Raw genomic sequence first — 26,653 nt, forward strand, 5'->3', positions numbered from 1 at the left:
GATTAGTTTTTTAAAAACTACAAAATTTAAATTTTAAAAATGTGTGTGCAATGAATACATCATTATCTTATGCTAGTGGTCCATCAAATGATCCTCTTTTAGGAGAAACTATTGGAGAAAATTTACGTAATACAGTAGCTAAACATCCTCAGCAAGAGGCTTTGGTTTGTATTCAACAGAATTATAGAGCAACTTATACCGAGTTTTATTCACAAACTGAAGAAATTGCAAAAGCTTTATTAGGATTAGGTCTTACAAAAGGTGAACGTGTTGGGATTTGGTCTCCTAACCGTTCTGAATGGACATTATTACAATTTGCTACCGCTAGAATTGGTTTAATTTTAGTTAATCTTAATCCAGCTTATCGAGAGAATGAATTAGAATATGTACTAAACCAAGCCGGAATTAAGGCTGTATTTGCAGCAAGTCAATTTAAAACAAGTAATTATAAATCAATGCTTGAAAATGTTCGTTCAAAAACGGAAACATTAGAGCATGTTGTAATTTTTGAAGATTCTTGGCGTGATTTTTTACAATTAGCCGAAAGTATTTCAAGTATCGATTTAATGGCAGCTGAGCAACGTGTTCAGTTTGATGACGCAGTTAATATTCAATACACGTCCGGAACTACGGGATTTCCTAAAGGTGTGACTCTAACTCATCATAATATCTTAAATAATGGTTATTTTATTGGTGTTAGATTAAATTATACTCATTTAGATCGTGTCTGTATTCCAGTTCCATTTTATCATTGTTTCGGAATGGTAATTGGTAATATGGCTTGTGTGACGCATGGAGCTTGTATGGTAATTCCTTCGGAAAGTTTTGATGCCGAATTAACTTTAAATGCGGTGGAAAAAGAAAAATGTACTTCTCTTTATGGCGTTCCAACGATGTTTATAGCTGAATTAGAATTACCAAATTTTGATCGTTTTGATTTATCTTCACTTCGTACCGGAGTAATGGCTGGATCTCCATGTCCTATCGAGATTATGAAAAAAGTACAAGCTAAGATGAATATGAAAGAAGTTTCGATCTGTTATGGAATGACAGAAACTTCTCCAGTATCTACGCAAACAATTATAGGAACACCAATAGAAAAGCAGGTCTCTACTGTAGGAACAGTTCAAAATCATTTAGAAATTAAAATTATAGATCCAGAAACTGGAGATATTCTACCACGTGGAATCGCGGGAGAACTATGTACAAGAGGATATTCAGTCATGCAAAAGTATTGGAATAATCCTGAAGCTACTAACAAAGTAATTGATGCTAATAACTGGCTACATTCTGGCGATTTAGCAACAATGGATGCAGAGGGTTATATTAATATTACAGGGCGTATCAAAGATATTATCATTCGTGGTGGTGAAAATATTTCACCCAAAGAAATTGAAGATTTTTTATATACTCATGATCAAATTTCTGATGTTCAAGTTATAGGAGTTCCGAGTGAAAAATATGGCGAAGAAGTAATGGCTTGGGTAAAAGTGAAAGAAGGAATGAATTTAACTGAAGACGAATTAAAAGAATTTTGCTTACAAATAGCTCATTTTAAACGTCCTAAATATTGGAAGTTTGTAACAGAGTTTCCTATGACAATTTCAGGAAAAATTAGAAAAGTTGAAATGAGAGATATTTCTACAAAAGAGTTAGGTTTAGAATATGTAAAAATGATTAAAACTTCATAAAAAATGCTCGACCTATAATAGATTTATAGCGAAAAATCAATTATTTTTGAGAACAGAGAAAAATAAACTATTAAAATATTATGTCTAAAATATTAATAATTGAGGACGAACAAGCAATTAGGAATGTCTTAAAAAGCATTCTGATGGATGAAGACCCAAAATGGGTTGTTGATGAAGCAGAAAACGGGCTTGTTGGAATCGAGAAAATCAAACAAAATGAATACGATTTAGTTATTAGTGATATTAAAATGCCGATGAAAGACGGTACAGAGGTATTAGTAGAAGCTATGGAACATAATCCGGATTTGCAATTTGTAATGATTTCTGGTCACGGAGATATAGAAATTGCAGTGGATTGTTTAAAGAAAGGTGCATTTGATTTCTTATCAAAACCACCAGATTTAAATCGATTGTTAAATACTGTTCGTATTGCATTAGATCATAAATCTTTAAAGTCATCAAATAAAGCTTTAAAGAAAGAAAACAAAGAACTTAAGAAAAAAGTTTCTAAAAAATATACCATGATTGGCGATTCACCTGAGTTAACTCAAGTGAAAACAATGATAGAGAAAGTTGCTACAACAGATGCTCGTGTACTTATTTTAGGACCTAATGGAACGGGTAAAGAATTAGTAGCGCATCATATACACGAACAAAGCCCACGTAACAAAAAGCCTTTGGTTGAGGTAAACTGTGCTGCGATTCCGACTGAATTAATTGAATCTGAATTATTCGGTCATGTAAAAGGATCATTTACAGGAGCGGTTAAGGATAAACAAGGTAAATTTGAGTTAGCTGACGGTGGAACAATTTTCTTAGATGAAATCGGGGATATGAGTCTTTCAGCTCAAGCAAAAGTTTTACGTGCTTTGCAAGAAGGAAAAGTGTCGCCAGTTGGTTCTGAAAAAGAAATTAATGTAAATGTTCGTGTTTTAGCTGCAACTAACAAAGATTTGCGAAAAGAAATTGAAGAAGGTCGTTTTCGTGAAGATTTATACCATCGTTTAGCCGTTATCATTATCAATGTTCCAGGTTTAAATGATCGTAAAGATGATATTCCGGCATTGGTTCAATATTTTGCAGAAGATTTTTCAACTAATTTAGGATTAGAAAATAAATCATTCGACGAACAAGCACATGAAGAATTAAAAGCTATTGATTGGACAGGAAATATCCGCGAATTAAGAAACGTAGTGGAGCGTTTATTAATTTTAGGTTCTAATCCAATTACAGGAGAAGATGTAAAATTGTACGTGAAAAAATAATCTTAGTTATGATTAATCGTTTTATTCTTTTTTTAATTTTAACTATTTCCATTTTTGGTTGTAAAGAAGAAGAAAAAGATAAAAGTTATGGTGGTCTAACACCTGAAGATGTACTTTCTATCGAAGAAAGTTCTATTTTCAGTTATGAATCAATTATTTATGAAGGAAAATTCAAAGGAGAATATTTTGATCAAATAATTGAATTGGAGTTAGATAATGATGGAGATTTTACGATTTTATATAAAAACAATAAAATTAAAGGCGAGTGGTACAAAAAAGATGATGGTTCTTTGATGGAATTTGATTCTAAAAAAAAGCTGCCTTTCCAATTTTTAAAATGGTCTGACAACTCTACAATTATGATTTTAAATTCTGATGGTACAGCTGATGACGAAGGAGGAAACTATTTAACACGAATTGAAAAATAATGAAATTTAAAATTTTATTTTTAGCAACTGCAAGTTTATTATTCAGTTGTCAGAATAAAGAAATATCAAAATCTGAAGAGGTTGCGAGAAAATATTTCGAAACTTATTCGGCAAAAACAGATTATAATCAAATGAAATCGTTTTACAACGATTCTGTTGATTACGAAAATGTAATTCAAAATACATCTGTAATTAAATTTGAAACTGGTTATTTGCTAAACGAACTTTTTGCTTGGAACGATAAATCTTTAGCTTACGAAAACAATAAAGTTCTAAAGGTTGATGGCGTAATCGCAAATGATTCTATGGCAGTAGTCAATGGTCAGTTTAATTCGTATACCTATAACGGATTTACATTTGCACCAATGAAGTTTACAACGTATTTATACTTTGATAAAAACCATAAGATAATTAAACAGGTTGATTGGATGAATTATCCGATTGGTGATTTGATTGAATTATATCAGATGGAACAATCAAAATCAATTGATGTAGATAATTAAAATAAAAAAGCGAACTCTTTTTTGGAGTTCGCTTTTTTATTTGAGACATTAGTTTTAGAAATTACACTAAAACTCTATTGTTTATTTCTCTGTATTAAAATATACTTTGTAATAGTACATTTTCTTTTCTTCGTCGTATCCGCGCTCTAAATATTCTTCAGCAGCATCAGGATCGTGTAAATCAATTTTTAAATTGATGTTAGTATCTAATTTAATCTCTGACTTTAATTTTTTAGATTCTTTGGCTAAAGTTGGAAAAGAAACTTCAAAATTTTCAACAAAATCTACTTTACGTTCTTCTGCGTAATTTTTCTTAAAATCTTTAAATTCATCAATTAGCTCAAATGGTTTAATTAATTCTTCTTCAATAACTTCAGGTGAAATAAAATCATTGTTTTGCATCACCTGAATTGTATTTGAAATAAACTCAGCTTGAGATTTTTTATCGTTTTTATCTAATACAACTTCGTTCGAAAAATCCTGAATTAACTCTAAATACTTTTTAGTATGATACGAATTATTTTTAATCATATCGATTTCCAAGAAATTCTTTTTCCAATATTCAGATTCTTGGTGTTGATCATCAATAGAAAAAACTCTAAATCCATCTTCACGATGAACATCCAAAATTAAACAAGCTTTGTCAATCCCTTCTAACTTGTAACCTTTCCAGATGTTATAATCAATTCCTTGAGATTCATCAAATCGAATAAATTTCTTTTTATTCTCTAATTTATAAATGGCCAAACCACGGCATGGAATTTCTTCGAACTGCATATTTTCGAATAATACCATAAATACTTCACCGGTTTTAATTTGTGGGTGTAAAGATTTTTCAAATAAATGGCTTAATGTATCATTAGAAAAATCAACAAAATCTACTTCGTCATCAAAAACGGAAATAGCAGAATTGTATAAAACATTAAATTCTAATTTTTCAGTATAATGAGTAAAGTGATGAGGTTCTAAATTCTTTCTGAAAGGTGCTAATAAGAAAGGAACTAAATCTTCTTCTTTCTTTTCGTCTAAAGGCATTGTTTCTTGTGCAAAAATATTTGCTTCTTCACGAATTTTATGTCCAACTTTTTGTAAAGTTATAAAGCCTATGTAAGCGTTTTTAACGTCAATCATTATCGAATTCTAATTAAGTCGTAAAAATAATTAAAGTTTTATAACTATTCCTATTAATTTTTTTGACAATTTTGTTAGACTTTTTTGTTAAACTAAAATATTGATAATGAAATGATTAAATATTTTATTCAAATAAAAGTTTAATTTTTACACATCAAATTAGATGAAAATTTAAATCTTGGCATAAATATAGTAATGTAGTTTACATAATTTAATTATTAATACAGATTGGTTATGAAATTAATGAGATTTACATTTTTAAGTTTAATAATTACATCAAGCTTGGTGGTTGAACTTAATGCACAAGAAAGAGGAGGTAGAGGTGAAGGACAGCGCAATGTAGGAAGTAAAACTAATGTTGAAAACCATCAGAAAGCTCAAAGATCAGAAGCTCCAAAAGTTAGAATAGAACAAACAAATAAAAATAGAATTATTACTAGCAGACCAAAAAATGAAAAAATAAGACAGCAACCGTCTACAAACCAAGGAGGTGTAAGAAATGTACCTACTTTAAAACAAGATAGTAAAGGTAGAGATATACGAACTGAAAGACCACATGTGCAAATAGCAAATAAGCCAGGAGTTCGTCCAATTCGAAAAGAGCCGATTAAAATTAATAACTCTAATAAACAATATAGTTATAGTAAACCAGTTAAAAACTTTGATCATAAACGATATAACTCATATCATTTTAACAATGTAAAATTCTATGGTCAAGATGGAGTTTATTATAGACATTATAACAACAGTTATGTGAGATTTATGCCACCTGTTGGTTTTAGAGTAAATGTTTTACCAGCTGGTTTTATTTCGATCAATTTAGGTTCTAGACCGCTTTACTTTTACGAAGGAATTTATTATGAAAAGTATATCAATGATTATCGCGTGATAGAACCTCCGATGGGAGCAATTGTTTACGCATTACCTTACGGTTATGAGAAAATTGATTATTACGGAGAATATTTGTATGAGTATGCTGGTGTTTTATACGACAAAATATACCACAGAGGTGAAAGAGTATATCAAGTGGTTGGATATTTAAGCTAAACGTTAATTTAAAAGCCCGATACAATTTATTGTATCGGGCTTTTTTGTAGCGAAGAGCAGAATCGAACTGCCGACCTCAGGGTTATGAATCCTGCGCTCTAACCATCTGAGCTACCTCGCCATTTTCTAATGTTTTGCAAATATAAACTATTTTAAAAATATTGTCAAAGTATTATTTCATTTTCTTTGGTAAATTCAATTCATTTTATATCTTGCGACCTCAATAAATAAGAATTATGCCAAAAAAGAAATATCAAATAGAGTTTTCAATTAATGCTTCTCCATCATTATTATATAACTATATTTCAAATCCTTCTGGTTTATCAGAATGGTTTGCTGGTAATGTAAATTCGCGTGGAGAAAAGTATACTTTTATTTGGGATGGTCACGAGGAATCTGCTTTTTTAATGAAATCTAAGCAAGATACATACGTTCGTTTCCAATGGGAAGATGATGAAGATACTAAATATTTCTACGAATTAAACATTGTTGTTGACGAATTAACGAACGATGTTTCTTTAGTAATCACAGATTTTGCTGAAGAAGATGAAGTAGAAGAATCTAAAGAACTTTGGGAAAGTCAAATTGAAGATTTAAAGAAAATCTTAGGATCTAAATAAGAAAACTACTTTATTTTGAAAATTAATGTTGGTGGATTAATCGAAGGCCAAGAATTATCAACGATTAAAATTACAAATCGTGCTTTTTCTCATGGTGACGCGGTTAAAGAAGTTTTACGATTAGTTAATGGTGAAATTAAAGATTGGGAAGATCATTACTTCAATTTAATGGCTTCAATGCGTATTTATCGCATGAATATTCCTTTGTCTTTTACACCTGAATTTTTTCAAGAACAGATTAATTTAGTTGCTCAAGCAAACAATTTATCAAACGGAAAGATTACATTTTTTACATTTCGTGAAGATGATGCAGATTTATTAAAAGCTTCAATCAATTATATTGTAACGATTGAGGGAAGTAATAATAAATGGGAATTTTTAGATGGTGATGCAGAAATTGATGTTTACAAAGATTTTACAGTAAATACATCATTTTATTCTTTAGTTAATGCGCAACGTCCAGAGGAGTATATTGCAGAAATTTATCGCTTAGAAAATGAATACGAAGATCTTGTATTACTAAATAACGATAAAAGAATGGCAAGAACTTTAAAAGGTAGCATTTTCGTTTTAAAGGATAACATTTTAAAAACGCCAAAATCGTCGGAAGGAGTTATCACAAGCGCTTTGCGAAATAATTTTATCAAAGTAATTTCGAAAGAAGAAGATTATACCGTAGAGGAAGTAGAAATTTTTCCATTCGAAATTCAGAAAGCTGATGAAGTTTTTGTTTTAATTGATGGAGTTGGAATTCAATCTATCAGTCAAAACAGAAAGAAAAATTATCAATCAACAGAAACAAAGAAAATCTTCGAAATATATTTCAAAGATTAATTCATAGAAGGATCAGAGGGGGTGTTAAACCAAATTAGGTTTTCACCTCCTAATTTTTTCATAATGTTTTTCCACAGATCATTTTTGATGTCTGAAAATAAATCAATTTCTAAATTATTTAGCACATTCCATTCTTTCATGTGCTCAACTTCATTCATTAATTGATTTTTACTCCATCCTGTATATCCAAGAAAAAATTTGATGTCATTTTTATTAAATAATCCATGTTTAATAGCTTTATTTACATCTTCAAAATTGCCAGACCAATAAATCTCGTCTGTAATTTTAAAACTATTTTCAATCAAATCAGGTCTTCGGTGTAAATAATAAATATTGTCTTTATCAACCGGGCCACCTTCATTAACTATTTCTGAACTATCTAAATTTGAAACAAATATATTAATAGGTAATTCCGTTGATTTATTGATAATAAAGCCCACAGTTCCTTCATCGGAATGTTCTACAATTAGAATAACACTTCGATTAAAAATATCTAAAGTTAAAGAAGGTCTTGAAATCAAAATACTACCTTTTTTTATACTTGTGTTGGGCATATTATTTCTTAAATTTGGAATGATTTAGTTTAAAACACTATTTAAATATAATAAATTATTTAAAACACTATTTAAATATAATAAATTATTTAAAACATTAATGATGAAACAGGATTTATCTTATCACCGTAAATCGTATGAAAAAAAATCAATGAAATTTGAAGATTTGAAAGATAATCCGCTAGAACAATTTCGTGATTGGTTTTTACAAGCTGAAGAATGCGATGGGGTAGATGAAGCAAACGCAATGTCTATTTCTACCATTGGATTAGATGGATTTCCGAGAACCAGAGTGGTATTATTAAAACGTTATATAGACGAAGGATTTATTTTCTATACAAATTATGATAGTCAAAAAGGAAAGGCATTAATAGAGAATCCAAAGATTTCTGCGTCATTTTTCTGGCCTTATTTAGAACAACAAATTATAATTAAAGGAATTGCAGAAAAAACGTCTGAAAATACATCGGATGGATATTTTGATACTAGACCAAGAGGTAGCCAAATTGGTGCTTGGGTTTCTAAACAAAGTAGCGTAATTGATGAAAACGAGGATTTGGAAGCTGAAGTTTTAGATTTAGAAAAAAAATACGAAGGCAAAGAAATTCCGAGACCAGAACATTGGGGTGGATTTATTATTAAACCTATCGAAATTGAATTTTGGCAAGGTCGTCCAAATCGTTTACACGATAGGGTTCGATATGTATTGCAAGAAGATTATGATTGGAAAAAAGAAAGATTAGCTCCTTAATTCTAAATAAAATAAAAACCCATTTCTTTCGAAATGGGTTTTTTTATATGAATAATCTTTTAAGGATTATTTCTTTTTCTTAGTATCAACTGCATCAGATAATTCAGATCCAGCTTTGAATTTTGCTACAGTTTTAGCAGCAATTTTGATTTCTTTTTTTGTTTGTGGGTTGATACCAGTTCTCGCAGCTCTTTCAGAAGTTGAGAATGTACCAAATCCTACTAAAGCAACTTTATCTCCTGAAGCTAAAGCTTTAGTTACATTTGAAGTGAATGAGTTTAAGGCTTTCTTAGCAGCTTCTTTAGAAATTCCAGCGTCAGCTGCAATTGCATCAATAAGTTCTGATTTGTTCATAGTTGTAACTTTTTATAATTAATTTATACACAAATATAGTCTTTCCCTTTATTTGTGCAAGTTTACAAGCAAAAAAAAATCGAGAAAACATAAAAAAATACAAAAATTTTATGTTTGTTTATTATTTAACGAAAATTTGAGCTTCGTTTTGGTGGCCATTTATAAAATCCTTAGCAGACATTTTACGTTTTCCTTCCGGTTGAAGTTCTAAAATTTCATACATTCCATCATTTAAATGAACGTATAAATTGTTCTTAGTACGAACTAACTCAAATAATTCGCCCGTTTTTTCAATTTCAGTTTTGATTCCTCCGTAAATTTTTAAAGTTTTAAAAGATTCCTCATTACCATAAGTTGTCCATGCACAAGGATAAGGTGATAAACCTCTAATTTTATTATGAATTGTGTCAATCGATTGGTTCCAATCAATCTTACAATCTTCTTTAAAAATCTTAGGAGCGTGCTTTAGTTCAATTGATTCGTCTTGTGGATGCGGTTTTAGTTCATCATTAGCTAAACCATCTAAAGTTGTAACAACTAAACGTGCTCCAATTTCCATTAATTGCTCGTGGATCACTCCAACATTATCATTTTCGCCAATTGTAACCTCGTCAGTAATTAAAATATTTCCAGTGTCAATTTCTTCATCAATTAAAAAAGTCGTAACACCTGTTTTTGTTTCACCATTCATTACTGCCCAGTTAATAGGAGCTGCTCCACGATATTGTGGTAATAAAGAGCCGTGAAGATTAAATGTACCTTTTGTTGGCATAGACCAAACAGCTTTTGGTAACATACGGAAAGCTACAACTACAAAAACGTCAGCATTTAGAGATTTTAGGTCTGATAAAAACTGTTCGTCTTTTAATTTTACTGGTTGTAAAAGTTTTAAATCATTATCTAATGCATATTTTTTTACATCAGATATATTTAATTTTTGTCCACGTCCTGCTGGTTTATCAGGAACTGTAACAACACCAACAACCTCGTGATTACTATTTTTATGTATTTCGTTTAAGGAAGCAACAGCAAAACCTGGAGTTCCCATAAAAACTACGCGCATATATTTATTCTTTAATTTTATAACTCGCAAAACCTTCATTTTCAATTTTCAATTCGTCTATTAGAATCTGAAGTGTTTGAAGGATTTTTTCCTTTGGCGAAGTTATGAAATTAGTAAGAATTTCTTCGTTAGTTTTAGGACCAGTTGCGATAAAATCTAAAATTTGTTGTTTTATATCTTTCGCTTTTTTGCGTTTTCTGCACACATCACAATGTCCACAATTAGATTCTGATTTTTGATTAAAATATGCTAATAATAATCGTTCACGGCAATTTTCTGTTTGTTCTGCATAAAAAGAAATGGCTTGTAATCGTTTCCATTGCGAAATTTGAATGTTTTCAAATATTGTCCAAAGTTTATTAGTGAATAAAGAATCTTCTCGTGGAACTAAAAATCTAAATCTGGCTAAGTAACGATCAGAATATTCAAGAATTTGTCGATCTTTTAATTCATTTATTTTTTGTCTGATTTCAGTGATACTTTGACCTAATTCATAACTCATACGACCTTCACTAATTTCACGATGTTGCATAAAAATTCCAGGAGAAGTGCGTTGTAAATAATCAAGAATAGGATTATTCATTGCACTTGCAGTTTGTGGTGCAATATTAATTTGTATTGTACTTAATTGATTAAAATTCTTCTGATAAATAACTCCTTGTGTATTCAAGAAATCTAAAAACATCACCATGGTTTTGGCATTAATTGCATATTTATCAGAAAAAAGAGGAACATCTAAAGTATAATCTAAATCGTGCAGTTCTCCTTCACCAATAATTAAATGGCTAAATAAAGCATTAGCAATGCGCAAGAATTCTTTTTTTGAAGGAAGATTTGCTTTGAATATATTTTCAGCATTGATTTGATCTTCTTTTGTATATAAATAAATTCCTCTCGCTTTTTTACCATCACGACCAGCTCGGCCAACTTCCTGGTAATAAGATTCGATACTTGGAGGTAAGTCAATATGGAAAACAGTTCGAACATCAGCTTTGTCTATTCCCATTCCAAAAGCATTGGTAGCAACCATAATTTGGCTGTTACTTTTGGTCCAATCTGTTTGTCGTTGTTCCTTTTCTTCTTTTGTTAATTTAGCATGAAAATATGCTGCATCAATATTGTTATTTAGTAAAAATTGAGCAATTTCTTGTGTTTGTCTACGGTTGCGAACAAAGATGATTGCACTTTCTTTTCTTGTTTTAAAATAACGCAACAAATCGCCGTATTTATCCTGTGAATTTACCACATGATAGGATAAATTTTCAGGTTTTAAGGTTGATTGAAAAACATGAGGTTCAAATAATTGAAGTTTTTGTATGATCTCTTTTTTAATAAGATCAGTTGCAGTTGCAGTCAATGCTAAAATTGGAACACTTGGAAAAACTTGTTTTATACGAGCAATTTTATGATATGCTGGTCTAAAATCATGTCCCCATTCAGAAATACAATGCGCTTCGTCAATTGCTATAAGAGAAAGTAGAACGGAACGAAGATGCTCTATAAATATAGAACTTAATAATCGTTCGGGAGAAACGTATAAAAGTTTAATTTCACCACGTTTCGTTTGATCAAGGATTTCAATAATTTGAGTTTGTGTGTACTCGCTCGAAATTAATTCGGCAGGAATTCCTGTGTATTTTAATTGATTAACTTGGTCTTTCATCAAAGCGATTAACGGAGAAATAACCAATGTAACTCCTGGTAATAATAAAGCTGGAATTTGATAGCATAATGATTTTCCACCACCAGTAGGTAAAACAGCCAAATTATCTGTTTTATTTAAAACTGAAGTGATGATTTCTTCTTGAGGTTCTCTAAATTCGCTGTGTCCCCAATATCTATTTAAAACTTCTTTTGCAGTCAAATCGTAGTAGCTTTTGCGTAAAAATAGTTTATTTGAACGACATATAATGTCTCTTGAAAAGTTTATTTCCTGTAAGTCCAGATCAAAGCTTTTTCTTTAGTTGCTTTAAAAATTGTATGATGCTTTTCTTTAGGTTCATCAGAATAGTTCCAAATTAAATTAGAAACGGGCTGATTAAGAAAATTTTGAGCTAATTTTTGAGTATAAGGAGCAATATCAGCTGCATTAGAACCTGCAAACCATAACCTAATTTCTTTATCTCTTGGGATTTTTATATTAGTAGAAGAATGCTTTACCAAATATTGATTATTCCACCACAAAGAAGGATCAAATGCAATGTAGTCGTCAAATAATTCAGGTTTTTCAACTAAGGATTCGATCACAAACAAACCAGCAACAGATTCGCCTATAATTCCTTTTCTGTTGTTCGTTTTATAAAGTTTATTAATTTCTGGAATCAATTCATCTGATAAAAAAGACCTGAAATTTGTAGATCCACCAAAATTAGGAGCTATTTTTTTGTCTTTTTTTACTGTAGTAAAACTTGTAAAATCTCTCCTTCGTTCAGTATTTTCAATTCCTACTAAAATAATTGGAATTATTTTGTCTTTTTTCACTAATTCAGCGATTGTATAGGCTAGATGTGGAAAGTCTTCTTTTATTCCACCATCTAACATGTATAAAACAGTATAAGTTTTATTCGAAGTTGAATAATCGTTAGGCGTCCAGATATTTATTTTTCTATTTTCATTTAATATTTTTGAAAATAATTCAATAGTTTCATGACGAGGAATTACATCTTGCGCAATAACATGGCTGTTCGCTACGAATAGAAAAAAGATAATATTTTGAATTATTTTAACCATAGTAAAGGTATTGATAGTTATAAAATTAATTATAATTTAAAATAAATTCAATCCTTTGTTGTTGTTATTAAAATAGAAACATGAAAATTATACGTTTAATCGCATTGCTATTTCCTTTAATAGTTTCAGCTAAAGAGGTAAAAGTTTATGCATTTATTGGAGAATTGATTGAATATAGAAAAGTAGATTATCAAGAATATTATAAGTTGGATAAAGAAAAATCTCCAGTTTATTTTGATCAAATGTTTGTTGCAAAATATAAAATATTACAACCGGTCTGTAATGAGTTTAAGTCGGAAATAATAGAGTTTGTAAGTTTTGATCACTATGGTGTTCCACCAATGTATAAAGAAAAAAATCCTATTGTTTATTTAGGTTTTGATGAAGAAAAGAAAGAATATTTTCAGTACAAATATACTTGGGATCAAGCGCTATTTATAAATAATAATTGGTATGGAATTTTTGATTATTTAATTGCTGATTTATTAGAAATCTATCAACCAATTACAGTGAGGTTTCCTTACGTTTATAATAGAGAAGAGTACGAAAGAAATCATTTTTTATATCCTGATACGCATTTTGAAATCAATCCAAGTGGGCAATCTTTCGTCACGAAAGTATATGATATTTACGATTTAGCAGAAGCAAGAATTAAAAAGATAAATAGCCAACTTGATTGAGTTGGCTATTTAAATTTATGCTGTAATTCCTTCTAACATAAATAAGAAAGCATCTTCTTTTGCATCTTCTTTTAAAGATTCGAAACGGCCAGAAGCACCTCCGTGACCTGTGTCCATATTCGTATCTAAAAGTAAAATATTATTATCCGTTTTTAACTCACGTAATTTAGCCACCCATTTCGCAGGTTCCCAATATTGTACTTGCGAATCGTGTAAACCAGTCGAAACATACATATTTGGATAGGCTTTGGCTTCTACATTATCGTAAGGCGAATATTCTTTCATGTAGAAGTAATAATCTTCCTCGTTTGGATTTCCCCATTCGTCGTATTCTCCAGTTGTTAAAGGAATCGAATCATCTAACATGGTTGTTACCACATCTACGAAAGGAACTTGAGCTACAATACCGTTAAACAATGTTGGCTCATAATTAATAACTGCTCCCATTAATAAACCTCCGGCTGATCCGCCCATTCCGTATAAGTGTGGAGTAGAAGTATAGCCTTTTTCTATTAAGTGTTTTGCACAATCGATGTAATCAAAGAAAGTATTTTTCTTATCTAACATTTTACCGTCTTCGTACCATTCACGACCTAAATATTGTCCACCACGAATGTGCGCAATCGCATATACAAATCCACGATCTAATAAACTTAAACGAACTGAACTAAAGTTAGGTTCGATTGTGTAACCGTAAGAACCGTAAGCATATAATAATAAAGGCGTTTCAGCTGACAATTTTGTGTCTTTGTGATGAACCAAAGAAATCGCAACTTTTTCTCCATCGCGTGCTTCAGCCCAAATACGTTCAGAAACATAATTGTCTTTATTAAAATCACCTAAAACTTCTTGTTCCTTTTTCACTTCAAAAGTTTTGTCTTTCATGTTGAAATCAATCACAGAAGTAGGCGTTGTTAAAGAAGTATATCCGTAACGTAAAATATCTGTATCAAAATCTGGATTAGTTCCCGATCCTGCTGTATATGTTTCTTCGTTAAATGGTAAATAATAATCTTCCGATCCGTCCCATGCTTTGATATTCATTTGCATCAAACCATTTGTACGTTCTTCGATTACTAAATAATTTTTGAAAATTTCAAAACCTTCGATAAATGTTTCTTCACGATGTGGAATTACCTCAACCCAATTTTCTTGTCCTGTTTGATCAACAGGCGTTTTCATTAATTTGAAGTTGAAGGCATCATCTTTATTGGTTTGAATATAAAATTCATTTCCAAAATGCTCAATCGAATATTCTAAATCACGTTCGCGTTCTTGAAAGATTTTAAATTCTGCATCTGGTTCATTTGCTGGAATAAAACGATATTCATCTGAAACAGTTGAAGAAGAGCCAATGATAATATAATCTCTTGATTTTGATTTATAAATATATACTGAAAAAGTATCGTCTTCCTCTTCAAAAACTAAAACGTCTTCCTCTTGAGTTGTTCCTAATTTGTGTTTCCAAATTTGATAAGCGCGTAATGTTTCGTCTTTTCTTGTATAGAACAACGTTTTGTTATCAGCAGCCCAAACCGAACCACCAGTTGTGTTTTCAATTTTATCAGCTAAAATTTCTCCAGTTGTTAAATCTTTAATTTGAATCGTATAAATACGACGCGAAACATTATCAACTCCGAATGTACACATTTCGTTGTTTGGCGAAACAGATAAACCACCTAATTTGTAGTACGCATGACCTTCAGCCATTGGATTTACGTCAAATAAGATTTCATCTTCGTTTTCTAAAGACTCTTTGCGACGTTTGTGAATAGGATATTCTTTTCCTTTTTGGAATTCAGTTAAATACCAATAACCGTTTATTTTGTAAGGTACTGAAGAATCATCTTCTTTGATGCGCGACTTCATTTCTTCGAACAATTTTGCTTGAAGTTCTTCTGTCGGTTTTAAAATTGCTTCAGTATATTTATTTTCTTCTTTTAAATATTGAATAACTTCAGGGTTTTCGCGTTCGTTCAACCAGTAATAGTTATCGATACGAATATCCCCGTGTTTTTCTAATTTCTTTTCTATTTTTTTAGCAACAGGTGCTTGCATAATTTTAATTTTAAAGGTGCAAATTTAGGGCTTTTTTATTTGCTCAAATTCGGTTTTAGTCCAAGTTTCATTTCCTTCTTTAAATTCGATGATAAGATTTTGATCTTCTACGTATCCAAGAGTATTATAATTCCCTTTTTCAGAAAAAACTTCTACATGTACAACTTTTTCTTTACTTGAAGGATAAATGTTAAGAATTGGTTTTTGATTTTGAACATTAATTAATTGCGCTTTGTCTTTAGCAAGTTCAATTAATCGATAAGTAACTCCTTTTGACTCAAATAAAATATCATTGTTTTTTATTTTGGAAGAATCAATAGGAATTTTGATTTCACCATTTTCCTCACCAATAACTATGTAAGTTTTTGTTTCCACACTTTTTTTAGTAATGGTTGGCTTTTTTATTTCCTTGGCATTTTGCAAAGGTAATTTTACTATTGCAAGATTTAAGGCTTCTTGATACCCTTTTTCAAAATCTTTTATCTTAGAAACTCCTTCATATTCCGAAAGGATAGTATCATTACAATCTTTAAAAACAACTTTCAATTTATTTTGAAAAGAACTTTTAATGTTTTGAATATCAGCTTTACTCGCCAAACACAAATTTTGTTTTAAATCCGAAGGAATATCCTTTGAACCCTCAACAATAATTTCGTACTTCTTTTTGCGAAGTAAAGTTTTTAGATAGGTATTTAGCTGATAATCCTCTTTTGCAAAATCAACAAACGTATTCGGAACAATAACATACTTGTAATCACTAACCTGTTGTGCAAACGAAAAAGAAACTGAATGTAAGAAAAATGCGACTAAAAGCTTTTTCATGAATTATTTCTTTTCAGTTAAAATGACTTCTTTCCAAACGTTATTTTCTTTGACTTCGAAAGAAATTGAATTTTCGTTATAATAACCGATTGAATTGTATGTAGAATCTCCGTTTGTAACTGCTACACGGAAAACACCAGGTTTTAACGCTTTTTCGAACTTCGCGACTACTTGCGTTGCATTTTCGTTCATGATGATGAAATTAGTTTGATTTAACTCAATTAGCTGATAATTCTTCTTCCCATCAGTTAAAAGTGGAGCTACATTAGCATTATCACTTGCTTTCACTGTTATTTGGACAGGTTCCTGCTTTATAAGTTGTGTATTTACAGGTTGAGAAGCTACCATCGATTTTGTAGATTTTACAGTAGGAACACTTGGTTCAATTTTATCTAAAGCTCTTTTTAAAGCATCTTGATAACCTTTGTCAAATTCTTTTATAATAGAACTACCTTCGATGCTGCTGATAATTTGGTTTTTACAGTCAATAAAATTAACGTTTAATTTATTTGTCGTTAAACTTTTCGCCTTAACTAAATCTGCGCGTACCATTGTACAAGGATCATTTAGAGCTTCTGCTGGCCAAACTGATTTATCATCTTTTAAGATGGTATAGTTTTTTTTACCTAAATAAAAACCTAATCTAGAATTTAATTGGTATTGATTTTCCCCGAATGATGATAATGCATCAGGTACATGTACGTATTTGTAATCTTTGATTTCTTGAGCATTAGCAAATCCTAATGTTGCTAAAAATATAGTTGAAAGAATTGTTTTCATCTTAATTGATATTTAATCCAAATTTAAAGGAATAAATAGAAAATAGCATGGTTATGAATCCTAATCTTTGAATTTATTTTTATTGATTTGAAGGGTAATTCTGTTGAATAAATCCGTAGAAGAATTTCCAATCACAAAAGTATATTGCCCTTTATTTACAATCTAACTTTGTGAATTTTAGTCAAAATATGTTATGACAAGTTTATCAAAAGCGATTATTATTTTGTTCTATTATAATTGATATGCTTAAGGAAATTGACATTACAAGAAATTTGTAGCATTTTTAACCATTGCCTATAAATTATTTATGTTCAGTGGTTTGTAGAGTTTTTAAAAATACAAAAAATATCATTAATATATCGAGTGTTAGATGTAATATCAATTGAGTATAAATTACATTATAAGTATTATTGTTTTTATATTATTTTTTAAATTTATATAGAAATTTAATTTAAAATAAAAGATGGGAATTTTAGAAAATAAAGTAGCAATTGTAACGGGAGGTTCATCAGGAATTGGGAAGTCGGTAGCTGAACTTTATGCAAAAGAAGGTGCAAAAGTAATTGTTTCTGATATTGATGTAGAAGGTGGAGAAAAAGTTGTGGCTGAAATTATAGCAAATGGAGGAGTTGCATCATTTTTTAAAGCTGACACATCTACTGCTGAAGAAAATAAAGCATTAGTGGATGAAGCTATTAGATTATATGGAAAATTAGATATTGCTTGTAATAATGCAGGAATTGGTGGATTGGCTGCTGAAACTGCAAATTATACTTTAGAAGCATGGAAAAAAGTTATTGATATTAATTTTAATGGTGTCTTTTATGGATGTAAATATCAATTAGAAGCAATGGAGAAAAATGGTAGTGGTTCTATTATCAACATGGCTTCAATTCATGGTTTAGTGGCTGCACCTATGAGTTCTGCTTACACGTCATCAAAACACGGAATTGTAGGTTTAACAAAAAACATTGGGGCAGAATATGGTCCGAAAAACATTCGTTGTAATGCTGTTGGACCTGGTTATATCAAGACTCCGCTTTTAGATAATAATTTATCAAAAGAACAATTAGAATATTTAGTTACAAAACATCCAATTGGTAGATTAGGTGAGCCAGAGGAAGTTGCAGAATTAGTTTTATTCTTAAGTTCAGACAAAGCTTCATTTATGACTGGTGGATATTATCTTGTAGATGGTGGATACACAGCAGTATAGGTTATTGTTAGATTTTCTTTCGAATTTTAGCAGTTTTTTAGTTGATTAATCCTTAATTTTGCACAAACGTAACACAAACAAACAATGAAATTTTTTATCGATACAGCAAATTTAGCTGATATTAAAGAAGCTCAAGATTTAGGAGTATTAGACGGGGTTACTACAAACCCATCGTTAATGGCAAAAGAAGGAATTGCAGGAACTGAAAATGTAATTAATCACTATAAAGCAATATGTGAAATCGTTGATGGTGATGTTTCAGCAGAGGTAATTTCTACAGATTTTGAAGGTATGATTAAAGAAGGTGAGGAGTTAGCCGCTTTACATCCACAAATTGTAGTAAAAATTCCGATGACAAAAGACGGAATCAAAGCTTGTAAATATTTTTCAAACAAAGGAATTCGTACAAACGTAACATTAGTTTTCTCTGTTGGTCAAGCATTATTAGCTGCCAAAGCAGGTGCAACTTATGTATCGCCATTTTTAGGTCGTTTAGATGATATTTCGATGGATGGATTAAACTTAATCGAAGAAATTCGTGAAGTTTATGATAACTATTTATTTGAAACTCAAATTTTAGCTGCTTCTGTACGTCACACGATGCATATTGTAAATTGTGCTAAAATTGGTGCTGATGTAATGACTGGACCATTATCGTCTATTTTAGGATTATTAAAACACCCTTTAACAGATTCTGGTTTAGCTCAGTTTTTAGCAGATCACGCGAAAGCTAATTCTTAATCGAATTAGTTTTACAACTACACAAAAGACAATTAGTTTATATATTAAAAAAGCCACTCTTACGAGTGGCTTTTTTAATATATTTAGATTATTACTTGATTACAACCTTACGGTTTACTTCAAGTCCATTTCCTACAATTTTGATGATGTAAATTCCTTTAGATTGGAATTTAACCTCTAATTTATTTTGATTGTACTGGTTTACATTTTCCTGAACCATTTGTCCATTCATGTTATAAACCATCACTTTATCAATTTTTTTATCATTATTTTTTAATTCAACAATAACAGAGTTATTATTTGTATTAATAACATTGATATCAGGTCTTTCTTGGTAATTGAAATCAGTAGAAGATAATGTTCCCCAAATACGTTGAGCATATTCAGGATTATCGATAAATGGATTTCTATTTCCTTGGTAGTTGTAAATTAAATTGTTGATGTCTAATTCTCTTTGAGAAACAGGATCTTGAACATGCCAAGTTAATAATTGACTTAAAAATTCGTCAGAAATAGCTTTATCTCTCGATCCGTCAAACATAACTTTAGAATTACTTCTTGTAGTTCTGTAAAAATCAGGCATCATATCCTCATAACGAGTTGTAAAATATAAAATTGCTCTTGCAATGTCACCTTTAAACTCATCGATAGGTTCAACAACAGTTATATCATCATTGTAAACATATTTCCCCTTTGTTGTTCCATTTAAAGATTTACATGGCGTATTAGTTGCACCACTGTTACAAGCTGAAGCAGAATTTCTGTTCACAACTTCACCAAAAGCGAAGTTACTTCTCCAACCATTAACTTTTCCATCTGTTGGCCAAACATGGAAAGCATCTGTACGCATTGGATTAGTTCTATATTCATCAAAAAATGATTGTGGAACTAAATGCTCTCTGTTGTAACCTCCACCTTCTTGACCAGCTCCTAAATTATCTCCTGGAATATAGTTGTAAGGGTCACGTCCTGTCGGGTTTTCTGAATAAATATCTAAAACGGTATTATCATTTTCGTAATATTTATCTCTAAATCCATTTAAAGGATCAGTGCTTTTGTATAAATCTTTTAAACCATTATATGTTCTGTCAACGTGGTTAGTTTTAATTATCTCGTGTAATTGAGTTTTTAATGTATAGCTTGTTCCCGTTGCAGCATCATAGTATCCTTGAGGAATTTGAGCAAATACTGAAAAACCTAAGTTTAATAATAGTATAGAGAAGATAGATTTTTTCATAATCTTATTTAATAATTACTTTTTTAGTTTCATTAATATTGTTTCCTGTAATTTTTAAGATGTGAATACCTTTATTGTTATTACGGATTTCAATATTTTTTTGATTTGAAGTATTATTGAAAACTTTATTTAATTGTCCGTTTGTAGTATAAATAGAAACTGATTGAATCACTTCATTTGTAGACTGTACAAAAATGCTAGATCCATTTGTGTAAGTATTGATTTTATTCTCTGTCATTGAGTAATTATCAGTACCTAAGAAAGACCATAAGTTTTGTGCTGCTGGACCTCCCCAAATTAAAGTTGCTAAATATGGATTGTCGATAAATGGGTTACGATTTCCTTGTGCGTAAGGATTACTTCTGTTCCCCATGTATTCGTTACGTTGAATTTCAAGTTCAGATACAGGATCTTCAGCATTCCATTTTAAGAATAAATCGATCATATCATCAGGAGTTGCAGATGAGCTTCCTACACCAACTTTTGAAGGTTTACATCTATCACCATATCTTAAATACATGTACATCATCATACGTGCAACATCTCCTTTCCATTCGTCTCCAGGATACCAACCTCCATTTGTTTTTGCAGAATTACCTGAACCCGCTACAAATTTTAAATTTCCACGGTTTGAGTTTCTTTGAACATCAGTAGGACGTAAATGATGTGCATCCGAACCTGGACCAGATTCACCTAAATTTGGACTTCCTAATGATTTTGGATAAGTATGCTCACGGTTCCATTGACCATTATTTCCTCCGTTATTATTTTTTCCATTATAGTACGCATCAGTTCCAGTAGATGTTTTGTTATATCCGTATAATTGGATTACTCTACTATTATTTGTTGGATCTAAATCTGTTACTTTTAAAGCGTTCCACACATTGCTGTATGATAATGATCTAGTATGCGTAGAAGTGATTAAATAAGCTAATTCTTCTTTTAATGCAACACCTCTTTTATTGAAATTAATTCCATCATAGTAAGACTGCTGTGCTTGCGTAATTATGCAAGTCAAAAATAATAGAATTGTAGTTAAATTTTTCATGTATTAATTTTAGTTTTCTTTTAAATTTTGGGATGCAAATGTAAGTTTTTTTTAACAATAATGGATAAGGTTTTTAGTTAAATGAAAATAAATATTTCATAACTAATTGATACTTATCTATTGATGGATAAAACCATAAAAATCTCATTTTATTAAATTGTTAAATTTTTAATGATAGTTGTTAAAATTGCTGTTATGTGTAAAAAATTAATTATATTAATGAAAAATATGTTAATTATATCCAATATATTTTCTGTATCATTAAAACATTAGTTAATAGATTATTTAACCTAAATTTATCACATCATGACAAAATTATTTATTATATCACTTGTAATTCTTCTAGTTCCCTTTACTTATATTTTTATGCTTTTTATTTCATCTTTCTTCAAAGGGTTTAATAAAATCAACCATGATTAGCATTTAATTGGATTGACTGATTTATAACGACATATTCTGTCTTCTAAGAGTTGTAGTTTTATACATAATTAACTGGTTATGATGAATACACTACAACAAATGTTTAGATTAGGTGAAACTGAATTTGAAAAACTTAAATCAAATTATAATCTCCAAGAATTTTCGTTAGAAATAAATTGCTTTGACATTGGTGAAGGTTTTGAAATCATATTTAATAATGATAGTGTGAAAGATTCAATTCAATCGTTCAATACTAATTTGAACACTTTAGAAAATAAAGTTTTAATTGAAGATTATATTGCAATTAGTCTTTTTAACGAAAAAGGTGTTAGGCTTTATAAGCACGAAAGTAAAAGAAATAATTTCAAAACTAATTCAATTTTTGAGGTTATAAATCAGCCAGAAAAATATCCGAATTATGTAGATGAAAATACAATTCCTTGGTGGAAAAGTGAAAAAAAATAAGCCATTACAATTTTGTAATGGCTTTTATTTTAAATTTTATAAACTTCGTGAACTTTAATCTGTGTTGTAAATAATCCGTAGTTTACAAAAACAACATCTTTACTTATTTTATCAATGGTTCCAACCGAACTTGATCCATGAATCTTAACTCGATCACCCACTTTTAAATTATCTATTTTCTTTTGCGTTGCAACTTTTTCTTTTTGCTCAATCACTTCTTTTTGTTTCGAAATTTCTTTCGAATTTTCTTTTAATTCGCGCTGAACTTCTTTTTCAATTATTTTTTCAATTTTCTTTAATTGCTGAACTTCTTTCGTTTTTTTCGCATTTTCCATTTCAACAATTTTCAAGAAATTAGCGATTAATTGTTTTTTGTTTTTTGATTTCAAATAAGAATCAGACATATCTACAATTCGCTTTCCAAGCATCATCGTTTTTTGTTCACGATCATATAATTGTTGGAAATCATACAATTTTTGCTGAATTTTCTCTTTTGTTTGTTCTAATTCTTCATTCTGAACCAAACTAGTTTCTTTTAATTCTTCAACCTGATCTTTAGTTTTCTGAATTTCAAATTTTTCTTGCTGAAGTTTTAAAATCGTTTTGTCCAAACTAACTTTTTCACTCTCCACTTTTTTCTTCGCTCGGTTAATTAATCTGAAAGGGATTTTATTCTTTTCAGCAACCTCGAACGTAAACGAACTTCCGGCCTGACCTATTTCTAATCGATAAAGTGGTTCTAACGATTTTTTATCGAATAACATACAAGCGTTAATCGCCTCAGGCAAACGTTCGGCACTTAATTTTATATTGGTGTAATGAGTTGTAAAAACTCCGAAAGATTTTCTTTCGTAAAATTCTTCGAAGAAAACTTCTGCCAAAGCACCACCTAATTCAGGATCAGAACCAGTTCCAAATTCATCTACTAATAATAAAGAATTTTCATCAGCTTGTTTCAAGAAATAAGACATCTGTTTTAGTCTATAACTGTATGTTGACAGATGATTTTCAATGGATTGATTATCTCCAATATCAGTAAAAATTTGAGAGAAAAATCCGAATTCGCTTTCTTCATCGACAGGAACCAAAACACCTGATTGAACCATGATTTGTAATAATCCAATGGTTTTTAATGTGATAGATTTTCCACCTGCATTAGGACCTGAAATAATAATTATTCTACAATCCTTATCCAGAAATAAACTTTGAGGAATTGTACGTTCGTTATTTCTTAAATTATTAAGATATAATAAAGGATGATAAGCATTTACAAGCTTTATTTGTAAACTATCTTTATTGATTTTTGGTAAAATTCCGTTTATACTTTGCGCATATTTAGCTTTTGCTTGCGTAAAATCTATATATTCTAAAAAACGTTGATATTCTTCTAAATTTGGACGGAAAACAGCAATTTTAGCTGTCAAATCCAATAGGATTTGTATAATTAAGTGCTTTTCATCTTCCTTTAATTCTTCAAATTCACGTCGTGGACCTTGCACACTTTCAGGTTCTATAAATGTAATAGATCCTGTTTTTGAAGTACCTAAAAATTGACCTTTTACACGTTTTCTCTGAAAAGATTTTACTGCTAAAACACGACGATTTCCTATAACAGATTCTCGAATATCATCTAAATAATCTGAATGATAAGACATCGATTTATTAAATAATTCAGTGATACGAGAATTTAAGTGTCGCAAACGATCACGCACAATTTTAAGTTCAGGACTTGCGTCATCTTTTACTTCTCCGAATTTATTAAAAACGGTGTCAATTAATTTAACAATCTCTTTTTCATATTGAATTGAAGAAGCTTTTGTAAAAAGAGTAGGAGTATATTCTTGAAAATTAGTTAAATACTTTAAAATTTCTTTTACTTGTAAAGCGTTCGATTTTATTTTGAAAAATTCTTCTGCTGGCAGATAATAATTTTCAATTTCTAAGCGCTTTAAATATTCGTCAATAATAAAATATTCAGCAAAAGGAAAAGTATTTCCATTTTCAAAACTCGCTAAATATTCGTTGGTTGTATGTAAATCTTTAATTAATTCGTTATGATCTAGATAAGGCTGTAACGTTGTAATATGTTCTACAACTTTATCTGTATAAGCAAATGTTGCAATCTCTGATTGTACAACATGAAACTCTAAATCTTTTAAGGTTTGATTTGATATTTGCATTACAGCAAAATTACATAATATTATAATTTTATAAAATAGCTTGTAATAGAACAAAGAATAAAATTTATATGGATCTTAATTTATAACAAATAAGAAGTAATTATTTTATATTAATTTTATTGAAAATATTATCATGAAATTGAAAATTGAGCAAAGTTGGAATGATGTTTTAGAAGATGAATTTTCAAAAGATTATTTTTTAAAATTGATAAAATTTGTAGAGAATGAATTTCAATCAAAAACGATATATCCACCTTTTAATCATATTTTTTCAGCCTTTGATTATACACCTTTCAATGAGGTAAAAGTTGTGATCTTAGGTCAAGATCCATATCATGGACCAAATCAAGCCAATGGTTTAAGTTTTTCTGTGAATAATGGTGTGAAATTTCCACCAAGTTTGCAAAATATATACAAGGAATTACAAAATGATTTAGGTTTTTCTATACCAACTTCAGGAGATTTAAGTAATTGGGCAAAGCAAGGAGTTTTGATGTTAAATTCTATTTTAACTGTAGAAGCTTCTAATGCAGGTTCGCACCAAAAGAAAGGTTGGGAAATCTTTACAGATGCTGTAATTGAAAAATTAGCTAATGAAAAAGAAGGAATTGTATTTATTCTTTGGGGAAGTTATGCGCAGAAAAAAGGTGCTAAAATAGATCGAAATAAACATTGCGTTATAGAATCTGCACATCCTTCGCCTTTGTCTGTTTATAGAGGTTTTTGGGATAGTAAACCATTTTCTAAAACAAATGCATATTTGGAAAGTATAGGAAAGCAAAAAATTGATTGGAAACAAAAAGAAGCAAAAAATGAAACATACATTCAAAGTAGGATTGAATTGGATTTCTAATCAAAAATCAAGTGATAAATCTGTTCGGTTTTATTCAAAATCTCATACCATAAAGATTGAAGGTAAAGAAGATTTAAAAGTTTCAGCAGCAAAAGCTTTTAAAGGCGATCCAAGCTTATATAATCCTGAAGATTTGTTATTAAGCAGTTTAACATCATGTCATATGATGTCGTATTTATATTGTTGTTCTATTAATAATTTAGAAATCATTTCTTATCAAGATAATTCAGAAGCTTTTTTAGAAGTTAATGCTGATGGTAGTGGAAAAATTACTAAAGTTATTCTAAAACCAACTGTAACGATTAAAGAGGAAGAAAATGTGCAATTAGCAAAAGATTTGCATCAAAAAGCGAGCGAATTATGCTTTATCGCAAATTCGTGTAACTTTCTAATAGAACATGAAATTTCAATTCAAATTGATTTAAATTCTACTATTCCAAAACATAAAATGTAATTTTGTCGAATAAATACATTCCATGCATTCCAATTCAAATCAAGTTGAAGTTGTTGACAGTTTTTCGAATTTAGTAGATTTTAATTTTTACGGTTCAAAAAATGCTGTATGTTGGGAAAGGAAATTAATTGGAGATTTTGAGGAGATTACGAATAAATTAGCTTTAAAAGAGGATATTACGGAAGTTTCAATAGACGATCTTTTGGTTTTAGATTTAACTGAAAAAGGGAATTTAGCAAGAAATATTATAATTTCAGATTTGAAGGAACTAACGAAATTCGGAGCTCAACCCACTTTAAATTTATTGAAATCCTATTCACGAGATACTGATTTTGATTTTATTTCTACTGATGTTTATTCTTTCCACGTCGATCGTTCACCATTATTAATTGATACATATTTGTGTACTTATTATGGCGCTTCGAGTGATATAATTCCAAACGAACAGGTAACTCAGAAAATTTTGATTCCAGAAATTAGAAATAAGTTAAGAGAATTTTACGACGAATCAGACGGAGATTTTGATGAATTTTTAAAAGAAAATTTCTTTGATTTACATTATCAATTACATGAAAATTCGACTCCGTTAAATTTAGGAAATGGTCATCTTTGGCGTTTAGCTGTAGATCATCCAGATCAGCCTGTTTTACCTTGTGTGCATCGCGCACCGATCGAAAAAAACAATGAATTAAGATTATTATTAATTTGTTAGAATAATCTTTAAATAC

General features: G+C 30.0%; 27 protein-coding genes and 1 tRNA gene. 15 read left to right on the top strand and 13 right to left on the bottom strand.

What is annotated here, in order from left to right; all coding sequences use genetic code 11:
- Positions 1-50: 50 nt before the first annotated feature.
- From J9309_RS11050 to J9309_RS11065, 4 genes are all read left to right on the top strand, one after another.
- Positions 51-1,691 (top strand): AMP-binding protein, encoded by a 1,641-nt coding sequence (locus tag J9309_RS11050; protein WP_230475938.1) that lies wholly within the window; start codon positions 51-53, stop codon positions 1,689-1,691.
- 80 nt (positions 1,692-1,771) lie between these two features.
- The gene (locus J9309_RS11055) at positions 1,772-2,956 is read left to right on the top strand and encodes a sigma-54-dependent transcriptional regulator (protein ID WP_230475939.1); all 1,185 of its coding nucleotides are present in this window, start codon (positions 1,772-1,774) and stop codon (positions 2,954-2,956) included.
- 8 nt (positions 2,957-2,964) lie between these two features.
- Entirely contained in the window at positions 2,965-3,384 is a 420-nt protein-coding gene (locus J9309_RS11060) for a hypothetical protein (protein WP_230475940.1), read from the top strand.
- The gene (locus J9309_RS11065; RefSeq protein ID WP_230475941.1) at positions 3,384-3,887 is read left to right on the top strand and encodes a hypothetical protein; all 504 of its coding nucleotides are present in this window, start codon (positions 3,384-3,386) and stop codon (positions 3,885-3,887) included. The genes J9309_RS11060 and J9309_RS11065 overlap by 1 nt, the downstream gene beginning before the upstream one ends.
- A gap of 81 nt (positions 3,888-3,968) precedes the next feature.
- Here the strand turns inward: J9309_RS11065 and J9309_RS11070 are convergent, their stop codons facing one another.
- Positions 3,969-5,018: a nucleoid-associated protein gene (locus J9309_RS11070; protein ID WP_230475942.1), complete on the bottom strand. Its 1,050-nt coding sequence runs from the start codon at positions 5,016-5,018 to the stop codon at positions 3,969-3,971.
- A gap of 234 nt (positions 5,019-5,252) precedes the next feature.
- On the opposite strand from J9309_RS11070, the gene J9309_RS11075 reads away from it, so the two are divergent.
- Positions 5,253-6,065 carry a DUF6515 family protein gene (locus J9309_RS11075; RefSeq protein ID WP_230475943.1) on the top strand — a complete coding sequence of 271 codons (813 nt, stop codon included), beginning with the start codon at positions 5,253-5,255 and terminating at the stop codon, positions 6,063-6,065.
- Positions 6,066-6,112: 47 nt separating this feature from the next.
- Here J9309_RS11075 and J9309_RS11080 read toward each other — a convergent pair.
- Positions 6,113-6,186 (bottom strand) — tRNA-Met (locus tag J9309_RS11080).
- 115 nt (positions 6,187-6,301) lie between these two features.
- Between J9309_RS11080 and J9309_RS11085 the strand changes: the two genes are divergently transcribed.
- Positions 6,302-6,685 carry an START-like domain-containing protein gene (locus tag J9309_RS11085; protein WP_230466745.1) on the top strand — a complete coding sequence of 128 codons (384 nt, stop codon included), beginning with the start codon at positions 6,302-6,304 and terminating at the stop codon, positions 6,683-6,685.
- Positions 6,686-6,700: 15 nt separating this feature from the next.
- Complete coding sequence (locus J9309_RS11090; protein WP_230475944.1) at positions 6,701-7,519, top strand: aminotransferase class IV; 819 nt, start codon at positions 6,701-6,703, stop codon at positions 7,517-7,519.
- On the opposite strand, the gene J9309_RS11095 is transcribed toward J9309_RS11090, so the two are convergent.
- Entirely contained in the window at positions 7,516-8,073 is a 558-nt protein-coding gene (locus tag J9309_RS11095) for a YqgE/AlgH family protein (RefSeq protein WP_230475946.1), read from the bottom strand. The two genes, J9309_RS11090 and J9309_RS11095, sit on opposite strands and share 4 nt — an antisense overlap.
- 103 nt (positions 8,074-8,176) lie before the next feature.
- Between J9309_RS11095 and pdxH the strand changes: the two genes are divergently transcribed.
- Positions 8,177-8,824 carry a pyridoxamine 5'-phosphate oxidase gene (gene pdxH, locus J9309_RS11100; protein WP_230477870.1) on the top strand — a complete coding sequence of 216 codons (648 nt, stop codon included), beginning with the start codon at positions 8,177-8,179 and terminating at the stop codon, positions 8,822-8,824.
- 66 nt (positions 8,825-8,890) lie between these two features.
- On the opposite strand, the gene J9309_RS11105 is transcribed toward pdxH, so the two are convergent.
- The 4 genes from J9309_RS11105 to J9309_RS11120 all read right to left on the bottom strand — a co-directional run bounded on the left by J9309_RS11105 (position 8,891) and on the right by J9309_RS11120 (position 12,971).
- Complete coding sequence (locus tag J9309_RS11105; protein ID WP_230475947.1) at positions 8,891-9,178, bottom strand: HU family DNA-binding protein; 288 nt, start codon at positions 9,176-9,178, stop codon at positions 8,891-8,893.
- A gap of 121 nt (positions 9,179-9,299) precedes the next feature.
- Positions 9,300-10,241, bottom strand: coding sequence for a methionyl-tRNA formyltransferase (fmt, locus tag J9309_RS11110; RefSeq protein WP_230475948.1), 942 nt, complete (start codon positions 10,239-10,241; stop codon positions 9,300-9,302).
- 4 nt (positions 10,242-10,245) lie between these two features.
- Positions 10,246-12,105 (bottom strand): RecQ family ATP-dependent DNA helicase, encoded by a 1,860-nt coding sequence (locus tag J9309_RS11115; RefSeq protein ID WP_230475949.1) that lies wholly within the window; start codon positions 12,103-12,105, stop codon positions 10,246-10,248.
- 62 nt (positions 12,106-12,167) lie between these two features.
- Positions 12,168-12,971, bottom strand: a complete 804-nt coding sequence (locus J9309_RS11120) for an alpha/beta hydrolase (protein ID WP_230475950.1) — start codon at positions 12,969-12,971, stop codon at positions 12,168-12,170.
- An 80-nt stretch (positions 12,972-13,051) separates the two neighbouring features.
- Between J9309_RS11120 and J9309_RS11125 the strand changes: the two genes are divergently transcribed.
- Complete coding sequence (locus tag J9309_RS11125; RefSeq protein ID WP_230475951.1) at positions 13,052-13,651, top strand: hypothetical protein; 600 nt, start codon at positions 13,052-13,054, stop codon at positions 13,649-13,651.
- Between the two features lie 15 nt (positions 13,652-13,666).
- On the opposite strand, the gene J9309_RS11130 is transcribed toward J9309_RS11125, so the two are convergent.
- From J9309_RS11130 to J9309_RS11140, 3 genes are read right to left on the bottom strand one after another with little or no spacing between them, the layout of a single operon-like run.
- Positions 13,667-15,709, bottom strand: a complete 2,043-nt coding sequence (locus tag J9309_RS11130) for a S9 family peptidase (RefSeq protein WP_230475952.1) — start codon at positions 15,707-15,709, stop codon at positions 13,667-13,669.
- A 24-nt stretch (positions 15,710-15,733) separates the two neighbouring features.
- The gene (locus J9309_RS11135; protein ID WP_230475953.1) at positions 15,734-16,531 is read right to left on the bottom strand and encodes a hypothetical protein; all 798 of its coding nucleotides are present in this window, start codon (positions 16,529-16,531) and stop codon (positions 15,734-15,736) included.
- Between the two features lie 3 nt (positions 16,532-16,534).
- Positions 16,535-17,311 carry a hypothetical protein gene (locus J9309_RS11140; RefSeq protein ID WP_230475954.1) on the bottom strand — a complete coding sequence of 259 codons (777 nt, stop codon included), beginning with the start codon at positions 17,309-17,311 and terminating at the stop codon, positions 16,535-16,537.
- Positions 17,312-17,774: 463 nt separating this feature from the next.
- On the opposite strand from J9309_RS11140, the gene J9309_RS11145 reads away from it, so the two are divergent.
- Entirely contained in the window at positions 17,775-18,527 is a 753-nt protein-coding gene (locus tag J9309_RS11145) for an SDR family NAD(P)-dependent oxidoreductase (RefSeq protein ID WP_230475955.1), read from the top strand.
- Positions 18,528-18,611: 84 nt separating this feature from the next.
- The gene (gene fsa / locus J9309_RS11150; protein ID WP_230475956.1) at positions 18,612-19,268 is read left to right on the top strand and encodes a fructose-6-phosphate aldolase; all 657 of its coding nucleotides are present in this window, start codon (positions 18,612-18,614) and stop codon (positions 19,266-19,268) included.
- Positions 19,269-19,359: 91 nt separating this feature from the next.
- Here the strand turns inward: fsa and J9309_RS11155 are convergent, their stop codons facing one another.
- On the bottom strand, positions 19,360-20,505 hold the full coding sequence (locus J9309_RS11155; RefSeq protein WP_230475957.1) for an endonuclease: 1,146 nt from the start codon (positions 20,503-20,505) through the stop codon (positions 19,360-19,362).
- Between the two features lie 4 nt (positions 20,506-20,509).
- The gene (locus J9309_RS11160) at positions 20,510-21,553 is read right to left on the bottom strand and encodes an endonuclease (RefSeq protein WP_230475958.1); all 1,044 of its coding nucleotides are present in this window, start codon (positions 21,551-21,553) and stop codon (positions 20,510-20,512) included.
- 498 nt (positions 21,554-22,051) lie between these two features.
- Here J9309_RS11160 and J9309_RS11165 point away from each other — a divergent pair, with 498 nt between their 5' ends.
- Positions 22,052-22,438: a hypothetical protein gene (locus J9309_RS11165; protein ID WP_230475959.1), complete on the top strand. Its 387-nt coding sequence runs from the start codon at positions 22,052-22,054 to the stop codon at positions 22,436-22,438.
- 29 nt (positions 22,439-22,467) lie between these two features.
- Here J9309_RS11165 and J9309_RS11170 read toward each other — a convergent pair whose 3' ends face one another.
- Positions 22,468-24,618 carry an endonuclease MutS2 gene (locus J9309_RS11170; RefSeq protein WP_230475960.1) on the bottom strand — a complete coding sequence of 717 codons (2,151 nt, stop codon included), beginning with the start codon at positions 24,616-24,618 and terminating at the stop codon, positions 22,468-22,470.
- Positions 24,619-24,751: 133 nt separating this feature from the next.
- On the opposite strand from J9309_RS11170, the gene J9309_RS11175 reads away from it, so the two are divergent.
- The 3 genes from J9309_RS11175 to J9309_RS11185 are packed head-to-tail and all read left to right on the top strand — an operon-like array spanning position 24,752 to position 26,637.
- Complete coding sequence (locus J9309_RS11175; protein ID WP_230475961.1) at positions 24,752-25,471, top strand: uracil-DNA glycosylase; 720 nt, start codon at positions 24,752-24,754, stop codon at positions 25,469-25,471.
- Entirely contained in the window at positions 25,431-25,925 is a 495-nt protein-coding gene (locus tag J9309_RS11180; protein WP_230475963.1) for an OsmC family protein, read from the top strand. Before J9309_RS11175 ends, J9309_RS11180 begins: the two co-directional genes overlap by 41 nt.
- A gap of 22 nt (positions 25,926-25,947) precedes the next feature.
- A complete protein-coding gene (locus tag J9309_RS11185) occupies positions 25,948-26,637 on the top strand; it encodes a DUF1826 domain-containing protein (protein ID WP_230475964.1) in 690 nt (229 codons plus the stop codon).
- The last annotated feature ends 16 nt before the right edge of the window (positions 26,638-26,653 follow it).

Origin of the sequence: Faecalibacter bovis (assembly GCF_017948305.1) — a bacterium.
GTDB lineage: Bacteria > Bacteroidota > Bacteroidia > Flavobacteriales > Weeksellaceae > Empedobacter > Empedobacter bovis.

Bases quoted from the DNA above. Each gene is read 5' to 3' on its own strand.
- J9309_RS11050 (WP_230475938.1), top strand. From the start codon at position 51: ATGAATACATCATTATCTTATGCTAGTGGTCCATCAAATGATCCTCTT.
- J9309_RS11055 (WP_230475939.1), top strand. From the start codon at position 1,772: ATGTCTAAAATATTAATAATTGAGGACGAACAAGCAATTAGGAATGTC.
- J9309_RS11060 (WP_230475940.1), top strand. From the start codon at position 2,965: ATGATTAATCGTTTTATTCTTTTTTTAATTTTAACTATTTCCATTTTT.
- J9309_RS11065 (WP_230475941.1), top strand. From the start codon at position 3,384: ATGAAATTTAAAATTTTATTTTTAGCAACTGCAAGTTTATTATTCAGT.
- J9309_RS11070 (WP_230475942.1), bottom strand. From the start codon at position 5,018: ATGATTGACGTTAAAAACGCTTACATAGGCTTTATAACTTTACAAAAA.
- J9309_RS11075 (WP_230475943.1), top strand. From the start codon at position 5,253: ATGAAATTAATGAGATTTACATTTTTAAGTTTAATAATTACATCAAGC.
- J9309_RS11085 (WP_230466745.1), top strand. From the start codon at position 6,302: ATGCCAAAAAAGAAATATCAAATAGAGTTTTCAATTAATGCTTCTCCA.
- J9309_RS11095 (WP_230475946.1), bottom strand. From the start codon at position 8,073: ATGCCCAACACAAGTATAAAAAAAGGTAGTATTTTGATTTCAAGACCT.
- pdxH (WP_230477870.1), top strand. From the start codon at position 8,177: ATGAAACAGGATTTATCTTATCACCGTAAATCGTATGAAAAAAAATCA.
- J9309_RS11105 (WP_230475947.1), bottom strand. From the start codon at position 9,178: ATGAACAAATCAGAACTTATTGATGCAATTGCAGCTGACGCTGGAATT.
- fmt (WP_230475948.1), bottom strand. From the start codon at position 10,241: ATGCGCGTAGTTTTTATGGGAACTCCAGGTTTTGCTGTTGCTTCCTTA.
- J9309_RS11120 (WP_230475950.1), bottom strand. From the start codon at position 12,971: ATGGTTAAAATAATTCAAAATATTATCTTTTTTCTATTCGTAGCGAAC.
- J9309_RS11125 (WP_230475951.1), top strand. From the start codon at position 13,052: ATGAAAATTATACGTTTAATCGCATTGCTATTTCCTTTAATAGTTTCA.
- J9309_RS11130 (WP_230475952.1), bottom strand. From the start codon at position 15,709: ATGCAAGCACCTGTTGCTAAAAAAATAGAAAAGAAATTAGAAAAACAC.
- J9309_RS11135 (WP_230475953.1), bottom strand. From the start codon at position 16,531: ATGAAAAAGCTTTTAGTCGCATTTTTCTTACATTCAGTTTCTTTTTCG.
- J9309_RS11140 (WP_230475954.1), bottom strand. From the start codon at position 17,311: ATGAAAACAATTCTTTCAACTATATTTTTAGCAACATTAGGATTTGCT.
- J9309_RS11145 (WP_230475955.1), top strand. From the start codon at position 17,775: ATGGGAATTTTAGAAAATAAAGTAGCAATTGTAACGGGAGGTTCATCA.
- fsa (WP_230475956.1), top strand. From the start codon at position 18,612: ATGAAATTTTTTATCGATACAGCAAATTTAGCTGATATTAAAGAAGCT.
- J9309_RS11155 (WP_230475957.1), bottom strand. From the start codon at position 20,505: ATGAAAAAATCTATCTTCTCTATACTATTATTAAACTTAGGTTTTTCA.
- J9309_RS11160 (WP_230475958.1), bottom strand. From the start codon at position 21,553: ATGAAAAATTTAACTACAATTCTATTATTTTTGACTTGCATAATTACG.
- J9309_RS11165 (WP_230475959.1), top strand. From the start codon at position 22,052: ATGATGAATACACTACAACAAATGTTTAGATTAGGTGAAACTGAATTT.
- J9309_RS11170 (WP_230475960.1), bottom strand. From the start codon at position 24,618: ATGCAAATATCAAATCAAACCTTAAAAGATTTAGAGTTTCATGTTGTA.
- J9309_RS11175 (WP_230475961.1), top strand. From the start codon at position 24,752: ATGAAATTGAAAATTGAGCAAAGTTGGAATGATGTTTTAGAAGATGAA.
- J9309_RS11180 (WP_230475963.1), top strand. From the start codon at position 25,431: ATGAAACATACATTCAAAGTAGGATTGAATTGGATTTCTAATCAAAAA.
- J9309_RS11185 (WP_230475964.1), top strand. From the start codon at position 25,948: ATGCATTCCAATTCAAATCAAGTTGAAGTTGTTGACAGTTTTTCGAAT.